Consider the following 24,732-nt stretch of genomic DNA (forward strand, 5'->3'; position numbering starts at 1 on the left):
ATGGACGAGCGGCAGGTAACCAGGCTGAAGCTGACGGCCATCAATCCAGGCTCAACGCGAAGCGGGGCCAGTATTGAGCACAGCTTCGGCCCCCAGGGTGGCTCCATCGGGACAGCCGGGAATGACACTTGGCAGCTGTCGGCACACCGCACCGGCGTCGTTCCCGGCCACGCGGAAGTCCGGCTTCTTGATGGTGGTTACTGCCTGATTGACCGCAGTGGTCGAACCTACATTAACAGCGGGACCCAGCCTGTGGGGCGGGGCCGCCGGGCACGGCTGAACCAGGGCGATACCGTCAGCATCGGTCGCTACCGGCTACGCGCAGAATTGCTCGAAGAGTTGTCAGAAGCGCCGGCTGATCAGGAATTGGAGCGCCGGGAGGCCGCAGAGGACAGGAGGCTGGTGGATGTGGGAGAAGGCGAGCTGGCCCGGGGCGCTGGAAGGGAGAGCGCCCTGCAGGTAGCCGAACCTCTGGAAGGACTGGCTCCGGCTGAAGCAGAAACCGTCAGTGCCGATCCCATGGTGCACTGGCAGGATGAGCCAGCTCGCGCCGATCAGGAAGAGCGCACGCTGATGGCAAGCGAGCGGGTCTGGTTTTCGGCTGAAGCCGACGTAACGGACGAATACCGGGAAAATCGTGATGTCGCGATGGGCCTTCCGGTAAGAAAAGGAGAAAAGGACAGGATGTCGCAAACCAATATCGGTGCTCAGGATCGGGAATCCAGTGCTAGGAAGAATGATCACAAGAGCAATCACAAGAGTGATCAGAGTCGCAAGCACATCAGTGTTGCCCCTCTTATGCAGGGCATGGAATCGGGGCTCGGATTTGCTGACAGTGACGGTATGCAGCTGTTTCTGGAAGAGGCCGGGCAGACGCTTAAAGCGGCGATAGAAGGATTGCTGGCCCTGCACCAGAGTGAAGACAGCCGGCATCAGGCGCTACGTACCCGTTTACAGCCCATTGAAGACAACCCCTTGCGCCTTGGTGGTGACTACGGGGAAACCGTCCAGACCCTGTTTGCCAGCCAGCGCAGCCCGGTGCACTTGTCGGCACCTGCAGCTGTGCAGGAAAGCCTGCAGAGCCTGAATCATCACCAGCGGGCCACCCGCGAGGCGATCAGCGAAGCACTGGAAGCCATCCTCCACGCCTTTTCACCGGAAGCGCTGCTCCGCCGCTTTCATGGCTACCGGCGCGGACTTCAGCAGAACGAGGAAGAGGGCCGCTGGGCCTGGGATATGTATCAGCATTACTACCGGGAATTGAAATCGAGTCGTCAGCAGGGCTTTGAGCGCCTTTTTCAGGAAGTGTTCGACCAGGCTTACGACCAGCATTTGCGCCAACTACAAAGGGAGGATCTGTTGTGAAAACCTGCAAATGGAGTTTGCTGGCGATGGTATTTGTGCTCGCGGGATGCAGCACGCCCTACAACGCCGTAACCAAAACCGCAAAAGTGCTCTGGGATCCCGATATCCCCGTAGGCTACCCGGAGGATCTCCCTAGCCGGATGGATCTGACCATGGTTGCCGAGCCCGGCGTGAATCCGAACGAGTCCCTGGCACCCACACCGGTTGCCTTCCAGATAATTGAAATGCGCGACAGCTCATTGCTGATGGCCGGTGATTTTGACCAGCTGCTAAACAATCTGAAGAGTTCTCTTGGCCGGAACTACATCGACCACAGCGATTACACCCTCGTACCCGGCCAGTTCAGGTTTGTGGAGCCGTTTGAGATTAGCAAAGACACCCGATTCATCGGCGTGATTGCGTTCTATGCCTACCCGAACCTGTCCCAGTGGAAAAAGGTAGTCAGGGTGGATCCTGTCGGTGGTCGCTACCATCTTCTGGTTAATCTGCGGGACAGGGAAGTACAACTCAAGCGGTCGGAAGAATCCTGATGGCAGTTACAAATCGAGTCGTCTGGAGTGATGGTCTGTTTATCAAGCCCCAGCACTTCCAGCAGCAGCAGCGGTATCTGGAACACCAGATTAATGAACGATCCCTGGCGGTTTCTGACTACCTCTATGGTTTCAGCGATCTGGAGCTGAATGCGGAGTATCTGAGCTTCGGGCGTGTCGGGCTGGTGCGGGCCAGCGGCTTATTCCCTGATGGCACCTGGTTCAATCTGCCCCAGGATGATGTGATGCCGGAGCCTCTTGAAATCGCTGATGCGTCGGTGGCCAATCAGGTTGTGTATCTGTCGCTGCCCCTGGGCAGCGACAGTCTGTCAGAAGTAGAGTGGCCGGATGCACCTGTGGCCGGAAGGTTCCAGGCCCAGAGTGCAGAAATTCGGGATCTGCACTCCATCGACGGCGATGCCCATACCATCGACGTGGCCCGGGTAGCGCCGCGGCTAATGCTGGAGCGAGATGACAGGAGCGCCTATGCGGCATTGGCTATTGGCCGGATTCTGGAAAAACGCCCCGACGGCAGCCTGGTGATGGATCCGAACTTTATGCCCACCATGCTCAGCGTCCACTCGGCGCCCAGGTTGCAGCGATTTGTCGGTGAAATGGCGGGCTTGATGCGCGAACGTGCGCGTAATATTGCGGAACGCGTTGGTGCGCCGGGGCAAGGCGGCGTCGCCGACGTGGCGGATTTCATGCTGTTGCAGATGCTCAACCGGGCGCACCCCAGGTTCATGCACCTGGCCCGTTTGCGCCAGTTGCATCCGGAGCGTCTTTACGAAGCCCTTCTGGAGCTCTGCGGTGAGCTTGTGACCTTTACCGACGAAGGCCGCCTGCCCCGGGAATATCCGGTCTACGATCATGACCTGCCCGAAGACTGCTTTACTCCATTGATGCAGGTATTGCGGCAATCCCTCAGCACGGTACTGGAGCCTCGGGCTCTGGCCATTCAGTTACAGCAGCGCCAGTACGGCCTGACAGTAGCCCCGGTTCAGGACAGCCAGCTGATTCACGGCGCCGAATTCATTCTGGCGGTCAAAGCTGATATGCCGCTGGACGATCTGCGCAAGCAGTTCACCCAGCAGTGCAAGGTGGCGTCGGTGGAGAAAATTCGAGATCTCATCAGCCTGCAACTGCCGGGCATTCCGCTGTCTGCTTTGCCGGTGGCGCCTCGCCAGTTGCCGTATCACGCCGGGTTTGTGTACTTTCGGCTGGATGATCAAAGCCAGGCCTGGCAAATGCTCGACAACGCCAGCGGCTTCGCCTTTCACGTGGCGGGTAGCTTCCCGGGTCTGGAAATGCAGTTCTGGGCAATCAGGAGCTAAACCATGGCAGATGCACCGGTAATGGATTTACCCAATGGCAGCAGGCACTCAGGCGGCAGTGTAGTCAGTGACCTGTTGTTTTCCGATGAGCAGCCGCAAAACGGTCTTTCCGGCAGCGACTTTGGCAATGAGCAGTTCCAGCTCAGAGGGCTGGAAGACAATCGCCTGACCGATGCAGCCACGCCCTTACTCGGGCTGGTAATCCGGATTCGCCGGCTGGCGGATTTTGGAGCGGTTGAAAGCCTCTACCAGCAGGTGGTGGATGAGGTTGTCGCTATAGACCGTGACCTGATCGAGCAGGGCTACGAGCGCCCTGCGGTGGTGGCTTACCGCTATGTGCTTTGCGCCTTTATTGATGAGGCGGTGCTGGGTACGGACTGGGGTGCCCACAGCGTCTGGTCACAGTACTCGCTGCTATCGCGCTTCCACAACGAGACCTGGGGCGGGGAAAAAGTATTCGCCATCCTCGCGCGCATGGAGCAAGAACCGGCACGCTACAAGGACATGCTGGCGTTTATCTACCTCTGCCTCTGTCTGGGCTTTGAAGGCCGTTACAAAGTGATGGAAAACGGCCGCGATGAGTATGAGCAGATTCTGCGCGGGCTTCATGAGCAGCTTCAGTCACTCAGGGAAGAGCAGAGCCCGGAGCCTCTGGCAGACGCACAGGTCAATGTCACACCAGCGCGTAACCGGCTGCGCAGCGGCTTGCCGCTCTGGGGTATTGCGGGGTTTTTTGTAGCAGCCATGGCGGGAATTTACAGCCTTTACAACATAGCGCTGGAAGAACGCATCAGGGATGTACTCAGCGTACTGGAACAACTACCGAAATAAGGATATCAATGTGATTCGGGTAGAACTGCCGGCGCTCATCGGGCGCCTCAACGACATTTGCCGCAACGGGCTGGAAGCCTCTGCGGCCCTTTGTATCAGCCGCCAGGGCGCAGAAATTACGCCGGCTCACCTGTTGTTCAAATTGCTGGAAACGCCGTTTTCCGACGTACGCCAGATTCTGGAACAGGCCGGAATCAACTATCAGGAATTTCAGCAGGTTGTCGGTGAGAGCCTCAATGGCCAACCGCAGACGGCAGAGCCCTATCCGTCGTTTTCGCCTCTGCTGATTGATCTGCTGCAAGACGCCTGGCTGCTGGCCTCAACCGAACTGGGCCACCGGGATCTGTGTTCCGGCGCTGTCTTCCTGGCATTGCTGATGAACGCCGATCGCTACCTCATGCCGCGGGTCAGCCAGCAGCTCCGGGACATCAATCGTGAACATCTGCGCCGCCAGTTCAACACCATGACTACCGGTTCCGCCGAACGTCAGGAAACGGAACAGCGCGAAGCAGGCGAGCCCCGCGTTGAGGCGGATTTGGATCCGCTCAAGCGCTACGCAACCAACTTTACCGCCCTGGCCCGTTCAGGAAAGCTGGATCCGGTGGTGTGCCGCGATGCCGAAATCGATCAGATGATCGATATCCTGAGCCGCCGTCGCAAGAACAACCCCATCGTGGTGGGCGATGCCGGGGTGGGCAAAAGCGCGGTGGTGGAAGGCCTCGCCCTGCGAATCGTTACCGGCGATGTGCCTGATCGACTGCAAAAGGTTGAACTCTGGACGCTCGACATGGGGGCGTTGCAGGCCGGCGCCTCCGTAAAAGGTGAGTTCGAGAAGCGCCTGAAAGGCGTCATAGAAGCGGTGAAAGGCTCAGTCACACCGATTATTCTGTTCATCGATGAAGCTCACACTCTGATCGGCGCCGGCAACAATGAAGGCGGCTCCGACGCTGCCAACCTGCTCAAACCAGCATTGGCGCGGGGCGAACTACGCACCATTGCTGCCACAACCTGGCGTGAGTACAAAAAATATTTCGAAAAAGACCCGGCCCTCAGCCGCCGCTTCCAGCCGGTGGCGCTGGACGAACCCAGCCCGGCACAGGCCGTCCACATTCTTCGCGGCCTGCGCGCTGTGTATGAAAAAGCCCACCAGGTGCTCATTGCCGACAGCGCCCTGAAAGCCGCCTCCGAAATGTCCGCCCGCTACCTGGCTGGCCGCCAACTTCCGGATAAAGCCATCGATGTGCTGGATACCGCCTGCGCCCGCGTCAGCCTCAATCTGAGCACACCACCACGCAGGCTCAGCCACGTGCGCAGCGAACGGCACCAGCTCTCCATGGAACAGGAGCTGCTTAGCCGCGAGCACATCCTCGGGCAGAACGTTGATGCTTTCCGGGAAATCGAACTGGAACAACGCATCGCTGAACTGGGTGAGCAGGCAGCGGATCTGGAATTGAGCTGGAATACCCAGCGTGAAATAGTCGCCCGCCTGGTAGAAATCCGGGAGCAGCTTCTGAATCAAGCGGAGACGGAAGACGCCACCTCCTCCGAGTACACCAAAGCGCCGGAGACTGGCCTTGAAGAACGCCCGAGTCTGCAAAACGAAGCTGCTGCCATCGAACAGGAACTTGCTGAATTGCAGGCCGACGAGCCACTGGTGCACGACCGGGTAGATGACCGCCAGATCGCTGAAGTTATTGCCGACTGGACGGGCATCCCCGTCAACCGCATGACCTCGGACGAACTGGGAAAAATCACTCACCTGCCTTCTTACCTGCAGGCTCACATCAAAGGCCAGGACACCGCCATTGAATGCCTGCACCAGCACCTGCTTACCGCCCGCGCAGACCTCCGTCGCCCCGGCCGTCCCATGGGCACATTCCTGCTGGTCGGCCCCAGTGGTGTTGGTAAAACCGAAACCGTTGTACAGCTCGCAGAACTGCTCTACGGCGGCCGCCAGTTCCTCACCATCATCAACATGTCCGAGTATCAGGAAAAACACACCGTCTCTCGTCTGATCGGCTCACCCCCGGGCTACGTCGGCTATGGCGAAGGCGGCATCCTCTCCGAAGCCATCCGCCAGAAACCTTACTCCGTGGTGTTGCTGGACGAAGTAGAAAAAGCCCACCCGGAAGTGCTCAACCTGTTCTACCAGGCCTTCGATAAAGGCGAACTGGCAGACGGCGAAGGCCGCCTGATCGACTGCAAAAATATCGTCTTCTTCCTCACCTCCAACCTCGGCTACCAGACCATCATCAACCACGCCGAACAACTGGAGAAAATTGAAGAAGCCCTGTACCCGGAACTGGCAGACTTCTTCAAGCCAGCCCTGCTGGCCCGAATGGAAATCGTGCCCTATCTGCCATTAGGCGAAGACACCCTTAACCGCATCGTCGACGATAAACTGGAACGGTTGGCCGATCAGGTTCGCGACCGCTACCACACTGACGTGGTCATGGAAGAAGGCCTGGTTGAAGCCATTCGAAGCCGTGCAACTCGGAGCGAAAACGGTGCGCGAATGCTTGAATCGATCATTGAAGGTGAGCTGCTGCCTCCGATCTCACTGGCGCTGCTTGAAAAGCTGGCCGCGAAAGAGCCGGTTAAGCGAGTGACCTTAGGTGTTTCCGAAAACAGGTTCACTGGAACAGTTGCCTGATCATACGCAGATGGCTTGCTGAGCGGTCGCAGGAAGAAACAAGACGGGGAAGAACAAAATGGGACGGATGCAGATGGAACTGCACACCGGCATTGAGCTGGCGGTCGCACTGACCCGGCAGACAACACTGCCGGACTTGCTGAAAACCGCCACAGCACAGCTGGAAAACACCTTCGGGTTAACCCGCTGCTGGGCACTGGAACTCGATCTCAGTGGCCGCATACTGCATTGTAGCAACCTGCCCGAACCAGGCGAATTCGACTGTGGCGACTTCAGCCACCCCTTCGCCCACCTGCTGCAAACCGGCAAAGCCCGCGAACTCACACGCGCCGCCAGCTACCGCCTGGACCACTTGAGCTTCCAGAGCCTCATTGAAGCCAGCGACCGCCCGAAATCCCTGTGGCTAGAGCCATTGCGCGGCGGCGACGGCCGAATCCTCGGCATACTTGTGCTCTGCCGCGACGAGCCCGACTGGAGCGGCATAACCGCCCAGCCCCTGTATTGCGGCCTCCTGCAGCTGCTCACACACCAGTGGGTATCGCAACTGCAAAGCCGCGATCAGGTCTGGCAGCGCCGCCTGCTCAAGCGCTCGCTGGACAACCTGCACGATGCAGAAACCGTTCGTAAACGCTGCGAAATACTGGCCCGGACGCTTGTCGGTCCCTCTGAATCCATGACCAAGCTGCGCGCTCAGGTCGTCCGTGCCGCCGGAAGCCAGCTTTCGGTGCTGGTTCAGGGCGAAACCGGATGCGGCAAAGACGTGGTTGCCAGAGGCGTTCACGAACTCTCCGATCGTGCCGGTGGCCCCATGGTCGTGGTCAACTGCGCCGCCATACCGGACAGCCTGCTCGAGAGTGAGCTCTTCGGCCATACCAAAGGTGCCTTCTCCGGCGCTGATCAGGCCAAGGAAGGGCTTCTGGCTCAGGCCAATGGTGGCACGCTCTTTCTGGACGAAATCGGCGATATGCCCATGGCCTTGCAGTCCAAGCTTCTGCGAGTGCTGGAAAGCCGTCAGTTCCGGCCCCTCGGGGCCCGTCAGGAACAGCATTCCGATTTCCGGCTGGTTGCTGCCACCCATCAGCCTCTGCGCCAGAGCATCAAAGACGGCAGCTTCCGCCGGGATCTGTTCTATCGACTGAGCCAGTTTCCGTTGCACGTCACGTCTCTGAGTGAACGCCTGGACGACCTTGAATCTCTCAGTCGCCACTTTATCCGCCTGTATACCGAGCGTGAAGGTACCGGGCCTCTGGGCATCAGCAGCCACGCCCTGCAGGCGCTCTCAACCTATGACTTTCCCGGTAATGCCCGAGAGCTGCGCAACATCATAGAACTGGCCTGTTTGCAGACTCCCACCGGAGACGATATTCAGCCCGAAGTGCTCAGGCTCACCGACCTGTTCGCAGAGCTTGGCAGCACGGAAAAGCATGAGGGGGCGACATTCACCTCGGAGGCTCCCGCTGTGTCAGACACGGACGATATCCGCGACCTCAAAGCAGCCGCCCAGGCATTTGAAGCCGCGGTTATCCGTGATCGCCTGCGCCAATATGGCGGCAACCGCGCTCAGGCGGCCGAAAGTCTTGGCCTGCCGAAGCGCACGCTCGCCCACAAGTGTCTGAAGTATCAGGTTGCCGAAGCATGAGATATCTGAAAATGATTGCTCTGGCCCGAACTTTCGTCCTGACGCTCATCAGCAATATGGCCGCCCTGAGCGTGGTGGCTTTGTGTGTGCCTGCTCAGGCCGGAACGCTGGAAGAGGCCCGCGGGTGCACCGGCGAAATGCAGCGTCTGGAGCGGTTGGCATGTTTTGATGAAGTATTTGGTACTCCGTTGGCGGAGCCTGAAGCCGGTACCAAGGCAGACGCGGGTTTACCTGATTTAAAACGCTCTGGGCGCTGGCGTGAGGCCTATGCACAGGCGGAGTCCGAAGCCGCTGGCGGTGTTGGTTACCGCAACACCGGGCAGGCGGCGGGCCTTCTGGTCACAGTGCCGGCGCTGGGTGCAAAGCCGCCCCGGCCTTTGCTTGCCCTGCAGTGCCACAACAACATCACCGAGCTTGCTCTGATGCTACCGGAACCACTGGACGCCGAACGGGTAAATCTCGTGCTCGGAGTCTCTGAAACAGCTGGCCGGAGCGCCTGGAGAGTGCGCGATAACGGCTATGTGCTCAGCATCGGTCGCGGCCTGCCCGCTATTCGGGCCGTCAAGGAAATAGGGCCGGAAGCCGATATCCGTGTTTACTCCGAAAACAGCCGTATCGATGGCCTGTTATTCGATCTGACGGGCTTTGAGAATGCCATTCGCCCGCTCCGTGAGAGCTGCGGCTGGTAGCCGGTCAGCGAGGATGCAAGGACAGAAATATGCAGGTTATCGAACAACATCCCTACGTTGAGCAGATTGTTAACCCTCTGGAGGGGGAGTCTGCAGCAGGCCCCGCGCTGGGAGAGGACGCCGACCTCGGATTCCTTGAAAACGAGATCATGAAAGTCGGCTCCCTTGCCCATACCAATATTGACTGGGGCAAGGTTGAAAGCGAATCCCTGAAGATTCTGTCTGCCCGCAGCAAGGATCTGAAAGTCCTGGGTTTCCTCCTGATTGCACTGCAGCGCGGCGGCGATGGGGAGCGCTTTGCACTCGCACTCTACCTGTTGAACTCTGTGCTGGAAACCTGGTGGGAAGAGGGCTGGCCGTACCCGGGAGGTAAAGGAAAACGGGCCCGCGAAAAGATGTTCACCCAGATGCTCCAGCGCGCAGCCAAGGGCATGGCGGGAATATCCTTCGATGCCAGTGTGGGCGATGGCCGCAGTTTTTGTCTGGAGGTGCTGACAAAGCTTCAGGGACAGGTGCAACAACGGGAACTGCCCGAGGACGCATTGACGGATCTCAGGTGCTCAATCGAAAAGCTGCCCCAGGCTCAGGACGCCGCTGCCAGCTCTGAAAAAAGTTCAGGCGAGGAGGCAGGAAATGGACTGGGAAAAGGTTTAGAGGCTACCTCTGCCAATTCTTCCGCCGCTGCAGGCGATAGCGTCAAGGCTGGCTCAGCACCTTCAATGATGTCCGCCAGCCCTTCCCTCGGCACTTTGACGCTGGATCCTGGGAATGAGCGGGCCACCCGCCAGAGTTTATTGAAAGTGGCAGACATGCTGACCGGAACCGAGCCGGAGCGGCCTTTGGGCTATCAGATCCGGCGATACGCCATCTGGCAGAGCATTACATCAGTGCCGCCAACGAGGGACGGCAAACGCTCCGACCTGGCGGCAGTCAGTGCAGATCGCGTCTCGGAATACCGTGAAGCCCTGGAAAAATCGCCGGATCAGGCGCTGTGGCAACGCATAGAACAGAGTCTGTCGGTAAGCCCGTTCTGGCTTGAGGGTCACCGGCTCAGTGCCAGCGTCGCCTCCGCTTTAGGGTGCGACAGCTGCGCAGGAGTCATACGCGCAGCCGTTGACGAGTTTGTGGAAAGGCTGCCTCAGTTGATAGAGCTGACGTTTAACGATGGCACCCCGTTCCTGTCTCCGGAAGCACAGGAATGGCTCTGGTCGGCGTCCACGCCAGGGCATTCCAGTGGCGGCGCCAGCCCCTGGGAGCAGGCCTATGATGCAGCGCGAGAGCTGGCTGCCCAGAAAGGTCTGGCTCCAGCGATGCAACTGCTGGAAGACGGTTTGGCGGAAGCCCGGGAGCCGCGAGAACAGTTCTACTGGCGCCTGACCTCAGCACGACTGATGAAAGACGCCAGCCTGGTCAGTCTGGCTACCCGGCAGATCCAGGACCTGCAACAGCAGATAGGTGGTCTGGCGATTGAAGACTGGGAACCGGCTTTGTTGAAACAACTTGAACGACTGGCCTGAGGGCCTGGCTATCTCATTACGGATAAACAGCAGGAATGGACACCATGTGGAGAAAAGCTTTACTCGTCGGTCGCTGGCTTCTGCCATACGTTCGAAACGCGGCACCGGTTGCCTTGGCGCTGGGCCTGGTTGCGCTGCTGGTTGCCACCTGGTGGCTCGGGCCAAAGTGGGAGGTTGGCGGAGAATTCCCGCTGGCCGCCTGGCAGATGCGGGCGCTGGTTACTCTGGGTGTCATTTTGCTGGTCGCCATGACCTGGGGCACGATACTGGCCCGCCGTCTGGGTAAGGTTAATGCGGACAAAGCCGAGGAGCATAAAGAGCTGGAGGATCCGATCCTGCCCATGGAACGCCGGCAACAGCGATTGCTGGACCGTCAGCTCGCGGCCCTGAAGAACAACCTCCCCGGGCGCCGCGGTGTCTATCACTTGCCCTGGTATCTGGTCATGGGGTTGGAGAATGCGGGGAAAACCAGCCTTATCCAGCGTTCCGGACAAACCTATACCCTGACCAACGTTACCCGCAATAGCCGTGCGGATCGCAATCCGTTCGGATTCGATTGGTGGGTTGGAGATAACGGCGTACTGATCGATCCTGATGGCGAACTGCTAAGCCAGAATCAGAGCCAGAGCGCTGCGGGGGAAATACAGCAGCGGCTTTGGGGGCATTTCATCCAATGGCTTGAGCGCAATCGCCCGCAACGCCCGCTTAACGGTGTGGTACTGGCAGTGAATCTGGCGAGCCTGAGTACTGCCAATGACGAGCAGCTAGAAGCTCATGCCATCCTGCTGCGGATGCGTCTGAGAGAGCTGATGGAGCAGATAGGCTCGCGCCTGCCGGTGTATGTGTCTTTTACTAAAATGGATCTGCTTTATGGCTTCGGACCATTTGTCCGTACCCTTAGCAAGCAGGAGAAAGAGCAGGCTCTCGGGTTTACCTTCCGGCTGGAAGGTCAGCTGGATAACGATGACTGGCTGAATGAATTCTCGGAGCGTTTCAGCGAGATGGTCGCACGGCTGAATGCGCGCCTGCCTGATGTACTCGCAGGGACCCGGGACACCGAAGACCGGGCAGCCGCCTACTCGTTCACCCGCCAGCTGGCCGGTATGAAGCCTGTGCTTGAAACTTTCCTGACCAGTCTTCTGTCGGCGGATGCCTTTTCGACGCCAGCACTGGTTCGGGGTACCTACTTCACTTCTGTTGTGCAGGAAGGTGTGCCGGAAGATGCTTTTGTCTCCGCCGCCGCGAGCCATTACCAGGTATCCGGCCCGATTCAGCCGGCTCAGCGCACGGGTCCGTCTGCAAACCTGTTTACCCAGTCGCTGTTCCCCGGAATTATTTATCCCGAAGCCGGGCTGGCTGGCGACAACCGGCGGGTTGTGCGTAGTCGTCAGCGCAGGGTGGCCATCGCCGCCGTCGTCGCAGTGTGTGCCGGTACAGGCATGACCGCGGGCTGGCAGCATTACTTTATCAAGAACGCCGAGGCAGCTGCTTCGGTTGAGACACGGGTACAACGCTTCATCGACAACTGGCAACCAGTGGGTTACGAGCCGGATACCACTGGCCGCAACCTGCTTGAGCCACTGGATCAGTTGCGCCAGGCAACCCTGGCGTTCGGAGACCATCGTAATCAGTGGTTGTTGGTTAGTGACATGGGACTGTATCAGGGCCACAAGGTAGGCCCGGAAGTCGAAGCCTCCTACCTGGATATGCTGGCCTACCAGTACCTGCCTGCGCTGATGTTCGGGGTGATGGGTGAAATGAGCCGGGCACCGGACGACAGCCCGGAACGCCTTGAACACCTGCGTGTGCTGCGAATGCTCTACGATGCCAGCGGTCGACGGAACGATATTGTAACGACCTACATGAGCGAATACTGGCAGCGTGCATTCCCGGGCCGGCGTGATATCCAGCGGAGGCTTCTGGGGCATCTTGATTTTGCTATGACCTATACAGACCTGGCGGAGCAGGCCCAAAACGGTGATGTAACGGCAGAAATGACGCTTGCGCCTTTCAGGAGCAGCGTACAGTGGTCGCAACACGAGTTAGGGCGGATGTCGACGCCAGACCGTGTGTACCGGGACCTGGAAATTGAGGCAGACCGCGAATTCAGCCAGCCAACCGATCTGGCCCGTACCTCTGGACCTGCGTTCAGTAACGTCTTCGTGCGTGTGGATGAGTATGGCGAACCGGCGGAAAACCGGTCGAGAGAGCCGTCAGGACAGCTGCAGAAATCCGCACCGAACCCACTAAGGATTCCGGCACTGCTGACCCGGGACGGCCTGGAAAAGTGGTTCCTGCGTAAATCCGGCGCAGTCACTGAGCTGGCCCTCGTAGATGCCTGGGTGCTGGGGCGCCGGGACAATGTTGACTTCAGCAAAGCCGATGAAGCAGAGCTGCAGGCCGGGTTACAGAATCTCTATGCTGAGCACTACGCCAACGCCTGGCGCACGGCCCTGAGCCGGGTGAATATCCAGCAGTTTGAGGACCTCAATCACGGGGTTCGGGTGCTGGAAAGCCTTACGGGTGGTCATCAACCACTGGCACAGTTACTCGGACAGGTACGCCGGAATACGCACCTGATACCGGCCGCTGAGGGGGATAGCGCCGTGGCGCGGGAACTGCTCGAACAGTCGGCCCACTTCCGCATGTTGCAGAACATCGAGCGCCAGTTTACAGACCTGAACCAGCTCACGCGCAAGAACGGGGATCAGCCCAGTGGGCTTGAGCAGGTCATGCTGGTGGTGAACGATCTGCACGAATACATGCGCAATATTCAGGAGGCGCCAGACAAGGGCAAGGCCGCCCTTAATGCGGCCCGCGCCAGAATGGGCCTGCAGGGTGCGGATCCGATTTTCACCCTGCAGCGGATGGCGGGGCATCAGCCCGAGCCAGTTGGCCGGTTGCTGAATCGGTTGGCCACGGAGAGCTGGCGGGTGCTGCTGGATCAGGCGGTGGCTCAGCTTGAACGGGAGTGGTACCGGGAGGTTTATCAGCCTTTTCAGCAAAATCTGGCTCGGCATTACCCGTTTAACGCCAACGCTGGTCGCGATGTTGCTCTGCAGGATTTTGAGCAGTTTTTTGCGCCGGGTGGCGTACTGGACACTTTCTACAAGGAGAACCTGAAACTGTTCCTGGAGGATCATCCGGAGCAGGTGGGGAATGCCCGCCGGGCCGGTCTGGTGCGCCGGGACGTGCTGGCATCTCTGGGTAACGCCGACAAAATCCGTAGCGCCTACTTTACCCGCAGCGGCACGTTGGATGTGGAGTTTGCCCTGGAGCCGCTGAACCTGTCTTCCAACAAGCGCCGCAGCGTTGTAAACCTTGATGGCCAGCTGGTGGAGTTCAGTCACGGCCCGCGCCAGAGCATTCCGCTGGTATGGCCTAATACGCTCAGGGATACGGTAGAAAGCCGGATTACCCTCGTGCCGGTTCAGGTCAACCGCTCGCCGCGCAGCATTTCTGAGAGTGGTCCCTGGGCGCTGTTCCGGCTGTTGGATAAAGCCGATATAACCGGCGTCAGCAGCAGTGCGTTGGATGTCCGGTTTCAGGTAGATGACGGCGAGATGCGTTATCGCCTGCACGCAGCAAGCAATACCAACCCGTTCACCCAGCAGCTGTTATCGGGATACCGGATACCACCCAGCTTGTACTGAGTAACGTGCGTTTTCAAAACCGAACGGAGGAGCTTGTGGAGGACCTGGAGCAGAAAACGGGGCGTAAGGAATGCTGACTTGCCAAAAACGGGATGCTTACAGGCTGTTGCTGCCTGTTTTATTGCTGATTCTGATATTTGTGGCGCGGGCAGGTGAGACCAGTCCGCCGCCGGTGCCTCTCGCCAACACATACCAGCAAGGGATTGCGCTGGAGGGTTACTGGATCAGTGAGAAACTTGATGGTGTAAGAGCTTACTGGGATGGCCGGCGTTTTTTATCCCGCAACGGCAACGTCTATCAGGCGCCAGACTGGTTTGTCGCAGATTTCCCCGATGTTCCACTTGATGGCGAGCTGTGGATGGGGCGGCAGCGCTTTGCAGAGCTTTCCGGGGCGGTGCGTAAACGGTTCCCGGTGGATAGTGAGTGGCATGATATCCAGTTTCATGTCTTCGATCTGCCGGGCCCGGGGCCGTTTTACGAACGGTACGGGCAACTGCAGGCATTGGTAGAAAAGGCCGACTCCCGTTACCTGAAGCTGGTGGAGCAGAAACCAGTCTCCTCCTACACGGCACTGAAGTCCCGCCTGGACAGAGTGGTCGGCGAGGGTGGTGAAGGATTGATGCTCAAACGGCGCGAAAGCCGGTATGAAGCGGGCCGCTCTGATGACCTGCTGAAGGTAAAAACCTTTGAAGATGCCGAGGCTATCGTGGTTGAGCACATAGCTGGCAAAGGTCGCCTGCAGGGCATGATGGGGGCATTGCAGGTGGAGCTTCCAAGCGGTCGCCGCTTCCGCATCGGTACCGGGTTCAGCGATGAAATGCGTGCCCGGCCGCCAGCACCGGGAACCCGCATAACCTTCAAGTACTATGGCCTCACGGCAACCGGCCTGCCACGCTTCGCAAGCTTTCTGCGTGTGCGTGACGATGAACCGGAGCAGTCAGGGACGGAGCCCTGAAGTAATCACTGACTGTAGCGGTTTTCGATCTGCTCCAGCTCTCCGGCGTCACGGGCCTCATCCAGAGCCTTCTGAAGGTCCGCTATAATCGCTGGATCGGTATTGGTGCTAAACGCCAGATACATGGGTGTTTCACGGAATACCAGCACCGGCTTCAGGCCGGTGATACCGTGTTCTGCCTTGGCGACCAGAGGGCCAACCAGTCCATCCGTCACCCATAAATCAGCTTGTCCGAGCATCAGGCGCCTGGTGTTTACGTCGCCCGAGACGCCCATGATGACATTGAACCCGTTATCGATCAGGTAATCAGACATCACATCACCCTTATAGCCGGCAATCTGAAGATTTTTTGCGTCTTCGAGGGAGTTCAGGCTGATATCCGAATCCGGAGCGGCGAAAAGCGTCCATTTGATGGATGCCAGAGGTCCGACCCATTGAAACTGGTTCTCACGTTCTTCCGTTCTCGCAGTGCAGAAAAGGCCGTGATTTTCGCGATCCTGAACCCAGTTGTAGGCATAGCTCCAGGCCCGCATTTTCATGACGTAATCGTAGTCCACCCGAGCGAGGGCGGCTTTGACCATGTCACTGCAAATGCCCGTAATGTCGTTTTCATTGTGTGCGAAGCTCTGGCCGGAAACAGAGTCGTTATAGGGCGGGTACTTCTCGGTAAATATATAGAGCTTATCGGCAGCTGCCGCAGTAGTTGCAACACCGGCCAGTATCAGTGATAACAAACCCGCCTTAGCGACTTTCAGAAGCTTAAGGGTAGTTGAATCCATTGCAGTAGGCACTCCTGTTTCCTTAATTAATGATTCCGGTGCGGAAGAAGGCAGTATGCCACGCGAAATCTAATAATCGCCGGTTCGCGCAGAAAAGTCAGTGACAAAACGTAGCGATGTTCTGATTGTAGTAACTCGGCCTTCTGTCAGGACGGGGTACAGTTGCCGATTCCGTGCCCTGTGCTAGAGTAATTCCAGCGACAGCCCGAGAAACCGGTGTTGGAAAACAGGTCTGTTGCAGGCCATTGTCGAATCAAATCAGGGGACAGTATATGGAAAAGCAAACAGCAAAAGATGACTATGGCAGGGTCATAAATGACCTTCAGCTCTTGCGCGAAGATCTTGCGTCACTGACAAAAGCGGTTGCGGAAGGTCAGAGATCCAGCGCAAACAATCTGAAAGATGAAATCAATCGGGAGGCCCACGCTGTATTTGATAACCTGCGCAAACGGGGCGACGCGGCTCTGACTCGCGCGACGGAAGCCGGCTCGCAAACGGTAGAAAATGTGGAGCACAAAATTGAGGAGAGACCGTTTCTCAGTATTATCCTCATGTTTCTGGCGGGTATCATCGTAGGCAAAATGCTTGATCGCTGATGCTGCCTGATTCTGCAACTATCCAGAGCACCATTCGCAAGGCTGTCGCGGCTGTCACCGGGGTGGTACTGGCTTTGGTGCTGCTTACGGCACTGTTGATAACCGGCTTTTATCTGCTGGTCAACGCAGCGACCCTGGCCCTGGCTCCCATAGTGGGCGAGCCGGGGGCTATGGCCATCACGGGGGTGGTATGTCTGTGTTTGCTGGCCCTGTTTTTCTACCGCCTGACCCGCCCAGCCAGAACCTTCCGCGATTCAGAGAAAAACCAGTCCGGTTCAGGCTCCGGATCACCCATCGGTGTATTGCGCTCGCTGATTACCCGTAACCCGTTGGAGGCAGCAGCGCTGGCTTTTGCTTTTGGTGTGGCGGAGCAGAGCGACCCGAGGTTAAAAAACCTGTTGTTCCAGGGCGGTATGGTTCTGATGCGCCAATCAGCCGGTTCCAGCGATCCCGAAACCGGTGATTCAGAAGGCGCACCCGCGCCTTCGACGGCCAAAGCTCCCGCCGAATAATCTTTCGAACCACCCTGACAGCTCCGGAATTATCTTCCCTTCAAGCTTTAAAACTGCGCTTTCACAGTGGCTTGGGCGTGGCAGGGTCTCAATTTTTAACATTCTGATTTTAATGCTGTATTTTTATAATATCCTGAAAAAATTAAGGGGATATGAAGAGATTTTAGTCTGAATGTAACCCACATTCCGGATCAGAGATACTAGGGTAGAGCTACGCTTTTCGGGGTGCTGAATGCAACGATGCAGTCACCCGAAGAACGCATTCAAAAATGGAACTCTCAACTAGTGAGGATGAAACATTATGGATTCCAAAGCTCGTATTGCCTGCGCCACGGTATTATCTGCAAGTGTATTTGCTGCTCCGGTCGCGTTCGCCCAAGGCTCTCCGGATCGTGACGCCTCCGGTCCTTATATTAAAGGCAGTTATGGTGGCTATAAGTCGCACGGTGGAGAATTTGATGACTCGAATGATCTCTACGGTGCGGGCGTCGGTTACCAGTTCAACGAGTTCTTTGCTCTGGAAGCGGACTACATAGACTTTGGCAATTTCGGAAAAGACGACGTTGATGGCAAGCTCAAAGGTGGCTCTCTTGTGGCGATTGGTCGTTTGCCAGTGACCGATAGTTTTGGTGTGTACGCCAAAGCTGGTGCCTTTGCGGCCGCACTTGATGTGGATGCTTTTAATGAGGACGAGACCTACGACGATGTGAGCCCCGTCATTGGTGCTGGTGTCGACTTCCGCATCACACAACACCTGACCACGTTCCTGGAGTACAACCGTTATAACGTCGACATTGATGAGAACGACTTCAATGGTCAGCTGAATAACGATGGCCCGGACTTTGATACCGCTCAGGTTGGTCTCAAGTTCCAGTTCTGAGCAACGGTGGTATGCCCCTCGAAACGATGCAGAGACGTTGTCTTTGCATCGTTTTTTTCAGCGTCCTCCCTGATAGCCCGCTTCCAGTCCATACAGATATACTGTTGCCCTGTACGCCAGCGATAAGTCGGAGTGCACGTCTGTAAACAGCTGAACAGGAAGAAAGCTTATGTCTGAAAACGAACCCTTTGACTGGTCATCGACCCCGGCAGCGGTGTGGCGCCGTCATCGCGCAGGGCTGCGCGCAGTGCGGAGGCTGGATCCGGTTCAATGGGGCTCTCTGACCGGCATTGAACGCCAGCAACAGGCGCTTGCACGCAACACCGAACGCTTTCTTGCCGGAGAGCCCTCGAATAATGCGCTGCTCTGGGGTGCAAGAGGAACCGGCAAGTCGTCCCTGATCAAAGCACTGCTGAATCGCTACAAAGAGCAGAGCCTGAGAATTATCGAGGTGGACAAGGATGACCTGGTGAATCTCCCGGAGATTGTTGACGATATTTGCGATCTGCCGTTCCGCTATATCATCTTCTGTGACGACCTGTCCTTTGATGTGGGCGAATCCGGTTACAAGGCGCTGAAAAGTGTGCTTGAAGGCTCGCTGGAGCTGCCGCCCGAGAATGTTCGTGTCTATGCCACATCGAACCGCCGTCATCTGATGCCGGAATTCATGTCCGATAACCTCAACAGCAAGGTTCAGGACGGAGAACTCCACCCTGCGGAGGCGATAGAAGAGCAGGTTTCTCTGGCCGACCGCTTCGGCCTGCAGCTTTCCTTCTACGCCTTTCCTCAGGAGGTTTATCTTCAGGCGGTGGATGCCTTGTTTCCGGATGTTACCGATCGGGAACATCTGCACCGTGAAGCCATCCGGTTTGCAACCTCCAAGGGTGTGCGCAATGGCCGCACGGCGCAGCAGTTTTACCGGCAGTTTGCCGGAGATGAAAGCCTCTCCTAAGGTTAAAGGCGGTCGGTCGGAATAATAACCCGGAAGCAGACACCGTCAACGCCGTTGCGGGCCTCATTTGCCGCTTCAACATGGCCACCGTGAAAGTCAGCGATCAGCTGAACAATCAGCAGGCCCTGACCAAGATGGCCTTCCTCCCTACCTTCCCGGACTGACACGAAGGGACTGAAAATGCTGGTATCCGGATTGTCCGGCAGGGCCGGCCCTTCGTTGAAAACGGACAGGTAAACAGGCCCCTCAGTCTGTTCAAGGCCGACAAGAATCCTGCCATTTTCAGGAGTGAAATCCCGGGCATTGTCCACCAGCTTGTCAAGAAGCTGCACCATCAGCTCGGGTGAACCGGTCAGGCATATACCGGATTCCGGCCCGCTGTAATGAAGCTGATGATGCCCATCCAGGGTCTGGTACGCTGCGGTTGCCTGGCCGATGACATCGGCCAGATCGAACGCTTCCTTATCTGCGTTATCAAAGCTCTGCTCAAGCCGAGCTGCCTCGCTCATGCCGTTAAGGATCTGCCGCAAACGCTCTGTAGCCCCAGCCGCGCGACCGATGTACTGCGAGCGTTCTTCTTCCGTTTCACTGAGGGAGAGGTTTTCCAGTGATGAACGCACCACGGCCACGGGGGTTTTGAGTTCATGGGACAGGCGCCGTGAAAAGCTCTCCAGATAACGGTTGTAGCCGTGCAGCCTGACGGCCATCTGGGCGAAATGATTTTGCAGCTGCCCCAGCTCGTCCCGGGCTTTGGAGACCGGCAGGGTTCCGATAATCCTGCCATCCTGATCAATGCTGGCGCTCACCGCGCGCTGTAAGCGGGCAATACGCCAGGACAGCCAGCTTGCATAACCCAGCAAGACCAGCGTCAGGCCGATAATAATAAGCGTACTGCGGGCAATGACGGAGCCCAAGGTAGAACCGGACAGCGTCAGCAGCTGATTCAGGGATTGCTCAAGCACAAGAGTCCGGCCACCGAATACGGGCCATGTGGTCATCAGCCAGACGCTGTCGTCCTCATGACGTACAAGGCCCTCGCTTGGCAGCGCGTTCATATCGAGCCAGTTGGTGCTGGCAGCCAGGGTTGCAGGCCTGGGTTGATAAAACTGCACCAGCGCCCGCAGGGCATTGAGGCTGATATGCTCAACAATCTGCAAAGGGCTGAGCGCTTCAAACTCGGGCTGTGCCTGCCGGGACGGCGTTGATTGTTGCGCGACCACCCAGCCTGCCGGCTCAATCAGTCGGGCAGATTGTCCTCTGCTCATCCCTGGAGTCAGTTGCCGCTCCAGCTCAGGCTTGCGCTCGACCAGAACCGGTAGCGGGTCTTTAGACGTTGCTATTTGCGCCGAATCTGAGTTGTCCTGCCACCGGGCGGTAAACCCCAGCCGGCTGCCCTGCGGTGGTTTGGGCAGTTCCAGTTCAAGCTGCCAACCGTTTCCCACACTGTGCCAGTAACCACTAACCCGGTAATCGGGTGTTTGTTCGTTTCCCGTTGTGGCGTAAACCTTGCCAGGCGCTGGTGTGCGGATGAGCCAGGAGGTGGGCCGGATATCCGGATCCAGGTTTCCATCTGCTGGCTCCAGCCAGAGCAGGAGCCGGTCATAAGGCTGTTCGGACGCGCCGGGATTGAAGAATACGGGCCGGCGGTTACTGATCCGTATTAAAAGGTACAGGTGGCGCTGGTCGGTGGCGGCTTGCCAGCGCATGGTGGGTTTGCCGGTGGTTTCCGCTGGCTGATTTGGGCGTTCGGCAGATTGCCAGGGCTGGAACTGTTCCCCTTCGTCGTAACCGGGCCAGTCATCGCTGTAGCCGTCCAGGTTGAGTGGGCTGCTGAGGCTTTCCACATAAATGGCGGGCGCCTGGGGTGCTACGGCGGGTAGCCCGAGGCTGAGATCTCCCGCTGTCTGTGCCAGTCGTTCAGCCTGGTCTTGCAACTGCTGCAGCGCCTGTTGTCGCAGAGCCTGATCCAGTTCCAGTACAAACTGCAGGCCAGCCCACGGAATCAGCAGCATCAGTAGGCTGGCAACAAAGAGCTGGCGTTTGAGTGTCACGAATCAGAGCTCACGGGCATTCCAGCGATAGCCCATTCCATAGGCGGTCTGAATGCTGTCAAAGGTACTGTCGAGCTGAAGGAATTTGCTTCGGATGCGCTTGATGTGGGAGGTCACGGTGTTGTCATCCAGAACTGTGCTGGCAGCCTCCATAAGCTGCTCGCGGCTGCGTACATGGCCTGGGTGCTGAACCAGTGCGTGCAGCATCCAGAACTCTGTAACGGTGAGATCTATCGCAGTCTGATCCCAGACTACGTTCATACGATCAACGTTGAGGTTGAGGCGGCCACGGTTCACCACTTCATCCGGTTTGTGTAGGGCTTCTGCCCAGGCATCCGCCCGGCGCAGTAAAGCGGTCACCCTTGCCAGCAGGTGCTCCATGCTCATGTCTTTGGTGACATAGTCGTCGGCGCCCAGGCGCAGGCCGTGCACGGAATCGATATCGCTGTCGCGGGCGGTCAGGAAAATGATGGGCAGTGTTCCGGATAGTGAGCGTAGGTCCTGACACAGGGTAAACCCGCCTTCGGGCTCATCCCCCAGGCCGACATCAATAATGGCGAGATCGGGTAGGCTCTGGCGCAGCACCTGCCAGGCGGACGCGCGGTCACCATAGGTGGATACGCGATATCCGCGGCGTTCAAAGGCGGCGCGGTAGTTGTCGCGGATGGCGGGTTCGTCCTCTATCAGGACAAGGTGTTTTTTCATGGTTCTGGCTGCTATCCGTGGGCGATGAGGCTCTATTTAAACACGGCGGGCTGTGAGAACAAGGTTAGCCTGTGGTGTTGTCATAATTCATCATTTTTTGTGTGCGGAATGTTTGATTCTGCCACGGGAGTTCCTTTTCGGATTGCTGAAATGGCGAGGTCTTGTTTAGTCATGCAGCTAAAGGATCTTGTCATGATGTTTTCTTCGCTATCTTCTAAGTTCGGGGCTTTACCGTACCTTCAGAGTCCGCCCTCCGGTGAGGCCGAAAGCCTTTCTGGAACACGCTGTGAATACGTCCCTGTACGCTCGGCTCCGCCATCCATGGCTCCGCACGGTTCCCGAAAGGCTTTCGGCCTCACCGAAGGGCTCAGTGCGCGCCGGAGGCTTCGCATTCAGAACGTTATGGAAGGTGTCAGTTTGTGGCTGGCGGTGTTGTTGATGCTGTTTGTTCAGCCTATTTATGCCGAAGCCAACACTGGTAGTGAGGATACAGCCGGTGTGTTGCATTTCGTGGATGGTAAAGGCCAGTGGCAGAAGCCGGCGCTGGTGTTGGGCAGTGATTTTGATGTTCGGATCAGCGGGTTGATTGCGGACAGTAGATTGGTGCGCACCTTCCGGAATACCAGTGATCAGTGGCGCGAGGGCGTGTTTGTGTTTCCGCTTCCGGATAAGGCCAGTGTTTACGGGCTGACTATGAAGGTAGGGGAGCGCACCATTGTGGGGGAGGTTCAGCCTCGTGAAGAGGCAAAGAAAACCTATGAGAAAGCCCGGGACTCCGGTCGCCATGCTGCCACGGTTGAGCAGCAGCGGCCGAACCTGTTCACAACCCGCGTGGCCAATATTCCGCCCGGCGCAACGGTGAGCGTGGAGCTTAATTATCAGCAGCCGGTGCGTTATCAGGATGGGGTTTTTGAGCTGAGTGTGCCGACGACGCTGACGCCGAGGTACATGCCGGGCAAGCCTTTGGCTGCGACGCCGCAGAAGTGGCAGGCTGGCTGGGCGGTGCCCACCACGGAGGTGCCCGATGCTGTCGCCATCAGTCCGTTTACGGTGGATGTGGCAGACGTGGCTATTGATAGTCACCGGGCTTCGGTTCAGTTCACGATTGATGCCGGCCTTCCGCTGGCGCGGGTGTCCAGCCCCAGCCATGAGCTGGACACTCGGCAGGACGGTCAGGTGGTGACGATTCAGCCGCTGGCAGGGGATATTGTGATGAACCGGGATTTCGTATTGCGCTGGCAGCCGCTTGCTGGTCAGGAGCCCGGCGCAGCTGTTTTTCATCAGCGTTGGGAAGGGGAGGACTATCTGCTGGCTATGGTGGTGCCGGGGCGGGCTGGTAAAACCCGCTTGCCGCGGGAGCTGACGTTTGTGATTGATACCTCCGGCTCCATGGCCGGCGAGTCTATCCGGCAGGCGAGGGACGCTTTGCAACTGGGGCTGGAGACACTGGCACTCGGTGACCGGTTCAATGTGATTCAGTTTAATTCCCAGCCTCACGCTCTGTTCATGCAGCCGGAAATGGCGACGGCCAACAATCTGGCGCGCGCTCGCCAGTACGTCAGCCGGCTGAAGGCCGACGGCGGCACGGAAATGGCGCCAGCGCTGACGATGGCTCTGCAGAGTCGAGACAAGAGTCACGACAGGGGCATGGGTGAACTGCCGGAAGATGCATCACCGGATGGGTTATCGAGAGTGCGGCAGGTGGTGTTCATGACCGATGGTGCGGTTGGCAACGAGTCGGCGCTGTTCAGCCAGATCCGGCGCCAACTGGGCGACCAGAGGCTGTTCACTGTGGCCATAGGTTCGGCGCCTAACAGGCACTTTATGCGTGAAGCTGCGCGCTGGGGGCGTGGCAGCTATACCGCTGTGCAGGATCCTGGGGATATCAGTGGCCCTCTGGCCCGGCTGTTTGAAGCCATGGAGGCGCCGGTGCTGACGGATATCGAGGTGCGCTGGCCGGGCCAGTCAGCATCAGCACAGCAGGATAGTTTTCCGCTTCGCCCAGGTGATCTGTTTCAGGGTGAGCCGCTGTTGCAGGTGGTGCGGGGCGTGCCGCCAGCCGGTGAATTAAGGGTCTCAGGCCGGTTGCCGGGGGGCGCGACATGGCAGCGAAACCTGGACTTGCAGGACGCTGCTTCTGGCACTGGCCTGAACCGCTATTGGGCCCGGGAGAAAATCGACAGCCTTCTGGACGAAGCGAGGGTAGAGGGGCAGGAACCGGATAAAGCGAAGATCACCAATCTGGCGATTGAGCACAGCCTGATGTCGCCTTACACCAGCTTTGTGGCGGTAGACACAACGCCGGCTCGCGATTTAGAAAGCTCGCTGGTGAGAGACAGCCTGCCAACCTTGCTGCCAGCTGGAACCCAGCCAGGTATGGTGCGCTACCCGCAAACGGCTACGCTCGCGCCTCTGCTTTTTGCTCTGGGATTGCTTGGGCTGATGTTCTCTGCTGCTATCTTGTTGCTGCAAAGGCGGGCATACCCATGAGCCGGTTGTTGCTGTTGTTGATGACAAGCTCTGCCATTCTGTTGGTTTTCGGACTGTGGATTCCCTTTAAGGCAGTGGTTGCCCAGGAACTGTTGGAGATTGCCTGGGCGGAGAGCCAGGCGCGGCAAACCGAATCCCGGCCTTGGCCCTGGGCTGATACCTGGCCGGTGGCAAAACTGTCCATGCCCGAGTTGGGTGACTCAATGATTGTTCTGGCGGGTGCCCATGGAGAGAGCCTGGCATTCGGGCCTGGGCAAATGGTGGGCACAGACGGCCAGCGGGGTGCGGTGGTTATTGCCGGCCACAGAGACACCCATTTCCGGCCCCTGAAACATCTGGAGCCCGGCAATGAGCTTCGACTGCAAGGCCGTGACGGGCGCTGGCAAGGTTATCGGGTGCATGAAACCAGAATTGTGGATAGCCGTTCAGAATTCATCGATACCGGTCAGTTACCTGCGGGTACCCTTCTGCTGGTTACTTGCTATCCGTTTGACAGTATGGATGCGGGCGGCCCTCTCCGGTATGTGGTGGAAGCCCGCGCGGAGAGTGTTCTTGACCAGGATGATTTCAGGAAAATTGAGGCTGTTGCAGGGCTATAAAC

The 24,732-nt window shown here is 58.0% G+C and carries 19 protein-coding genes; 16 read left to right on the forward strand and 3 right to left on the reverse strand.

Annotation, left to right across the window (positions count from 1 at the left end):
* From tagH to BUA49_RS04020, 10 genes are all read left to right on the forward strand, one after another.
* Positions 1-1,365: a type VI secretion system-associated FHA domain protein TagH gene (gene tagH, locus BUA49_RS03975; protein ID WP_084063482.1), complete on the forward strand. Its 1,365-nt coding sequence runs from the start codon at positions 1-3 to the stop codon at positions 1,363-1,365.
* Entirely contained in the window at positions 1,362-1,895 is a 534-nt protein-coding gene (gene tssJ / locus BUA49_RS03980; RefSeq protein ID WP_072795697.1) for a type VI secretion system lipoprotein TssJ, read from the forward strand. Before tagH ends, tssJ begins: the two co-directional genes overlap by 4 nt.
* Positions 1,895-3,229 (forward strand): type VI secretion system baseplate subunit TssK, encoded by a 1,335-nt coding sequence (tssK, locus tag BUA49_RS03985; protein ID WP_072795699.1) that lies wholly within the window; start codon positions 1,895-1,897, stop codon positions 3,227-3,229. Before tssJ ends, tssK begins: the two co-directional genes overlap by 1 nt.
* A gap of 3 nt (positions 3,230-3,232) precedes the next feature.
* On the forward strand, positions 3,233-4,060 hold the full coding sequence (gene icmH / locus BUA49_RS03990) for a type IVB secretion system protein IcmH/DotU (protein ID WP_072795701.1): 828 nt from the start codon (positions 3,233-3,235) through the stop codon (positions 4,058-4,060).
* 10 nt (positions 4,061-4,070) lie between these two features.
* The gene (gene tssH, locus BUA49_RS03995) at positions 4,071-6,713 is read left to right on the forward strand and encodes a type VI secretion system ATPase TssH (protein WP_228704398.1); all 2,643 of its coding nucleotides are present in this window, start codon (positions 4,071-4,073) and stop codon (positions 6,711-6,713) included.
* Between the two features lie 67 nt (positions 6,714-6,780).
* Positions 6,781-8,352 (forward strand): sigma-54-dependent Fis family transcriptional regulator, encoded by a 1,572-nt coding sequence (locus tag BUA49_RS04000; protein ID WP_072795705.1) that lies wholly within the window; start codon positions 6,781-6,783, stop codon positions 8,350-8,352.
* Positions 8,349-9,041: a type VI secretion system-associated protein VasI gene (gene vasI / locus BUA49_RS04005; protein ID WP_228704399.1), complete on the forward strand. Its 693-nt coding sequence runs from the start codon at positions 8,349-8,351 to the stop codon at positions 9,039-9,041. Before BUA49_RS04000 ends, vasI begins: the two co-directional genes overlap by 4 nt.
* A gap of 29 nt (positions 9,042-9,070) precedes the next feature.
* Positions 9,071-10,558: a type VI secretion system protein TssA gene (tssA, locus tag BUA49_RS04010; protein WP_072795707.1), complete on the forward strand. Its 1,488-nt coding sequence runs from the start codon at positions 9,071-9,073 to the stop codon at positions 10,556-10,558.
* Positions 10,559-10,593: 35 nt separating this feature from the next.
* Positions 10,594-14,211, forward strand: a complete 3,618-nt coding sequence (gene tssM / locus BUA49_RS04015; protein WP_072795708.1) for a type VI secretion system membrane subunit TssM — start codon at positions 10,594-10,596, stop codon at positions 14,209-14,211.
* Positions 14,212-14,281: 70 nt separating this feature from the next.
* Entirely contained in the window at positions 14,282-15,166 is an 885-nt protein-coding gene (locus BUA49_RS04020) for a DNA ligase (protein WP_072795710.1), read from the forward strand.
* Between the two features lie 5 nt (positions 15,167-15,171).
* On the opposite strand, the gene BUA49_RS04025 is transcribed toward BUA49_RS04020, so the two are convergent.
* Positions 15,172-15,945: a substrate-binding periplasmic protein gene (locus BUA49_RS04025; RefSeq protein ID WP_072795712.1), complete on the reverse strand. Its 774-nt coding sequence runs from the start codon at positions 15,943-15,945 to the stop codon at positions 15,172-15,174.
* A 272-nt stretch (positions 15,946-16,217) separates the two neighbouring features.
* On the opposite strand from BUA49_RS04025, the gene BUA49_RS04030 reads away from it, so the two are divergent.
* The 4 genes from BUA49_RS04030 to BUA49_RS04045 all read left to right on the forward strand — a co-directional run bounded on the left by BUA49_RS04030 (position 16,218) and on the right by BUA49_RS04045 (position 18,885).
* Positions 16,218-16,541 (forward strand): hypothetical protein, encoded by a 324-nt coding sequence (locus BUA49_RS04030; RefSeq protein WP_072795714.1) that lies wholly within the window; start codon positions 16,218-16,220, stop codon positions 16,539-16,541.
* Positions 16,541-17,053: a hypothetical protein gene (locus tag BUA49_RS04035; RefSeq protein ID WP_072795716.1), complete on the forward strand. Its 513-nt coding sequence runs from the start codon at positions 16,541-16,543 to the stop codon at positions 17,051-17,053. Before BUA49_RS04030 ends, BUA49_RS04035 begins: the two co-directional genes overlap by 1 nt.
* A gap of 301 nt (positions 17,054-17,354) precedes the next feature.
* On the forward strand, positions 17,355-17,933 hold the full coding sequence (locus tag BUA49_RS04040; RefSeq protein WP_072795718.1) for a porin family protein: 579 nt from the start codon (positions 17,355-17,357) through the stop codon (positions 17,931-17,933).
* 169 nt (positions 17,934-18,102) lie between these two features.
* Positions 18,103-18,885, forward strand: coding sequence for an ATP-binding protein (locus BUA49_RS04045; protein ID WP_072795719.1), 783 nt, complete (start codon positions 18,103-18,105; stop codon positions 18,883-18,885).
* Positions 18,886-18,887: 2 nt separating this feature from the next.
* Here BUA49_RS04045 and BUA49_RS04050 read toward each other — a convergent pair whose 3' ends face one another.
* Positions 18,888-20,936, reverse strand: a complete 2,049-nt coding sequence (locus BUA49_RS04050) for an ATP-binding protein (RefSeq protein ID WP_072795720.1) — start codon at positions 20,934-20,936, stop codon at positions 18,888-18,890.
* A gap of 3 nt (positions 20,937-20,939) precedes the next feature.
* Entirely contained in the window at positions 20,940-21,641 is a 702-nt protein-coding gene (gene pdsR / locus BUA49_RS04055; protein WP_072795721.1) for a proteobacterial dedicated sortase system response regulator, read from the reverse strand.
* A gap of 321 nt (positions 21,642-21,962) precedes the next feature.
* Here pdsR and BUA49_RS04060 point away from each other — a divergent pair, with 321 nt between their 5' ends.
* Both BUA49_RS04060 and BUA49_RS04065 read left to right on the forward strand, forming a co-directional pair.
* Positions 21,963-24,131 carry a marine proteobacterial sortase target protein gene (locus tag BUA49_RS04060; RefSeq protein ID WP_072797644.1) on the forward strand — a complete coding sequence of 723 codons (2,169 nt, stop codon included), beginning with the start codon at positions 21,963-21,965 and terminating at the stop codon, positions 24,129-24,131.
* Entirely contained in the window at positions 24,128-24,730 is a 603-nt protein-coding gene (locus BUA49_RS04065; protein WP_072795722.1) for a class GN sortase, read from the forward strand. Before BUA49_RS04060 ends, BUA49_RS04065 begins: the two co-directional genes overlap by 4 nt.
* The last annotated feature ends 2 nt before the right edge of the window (positions 24,731-24,732 follow it).

The sequence above is a fragment of the Marinobacter antarcticus genome (assembly GCF_900142385.1).
Taxonomy (GTDB): Bacteria; Pseudomonadota; Gammaproteobacteria; order Pseudomonadales; family Oleiphilaceae; genus Marinobacter; species Marinobacter antarcticus.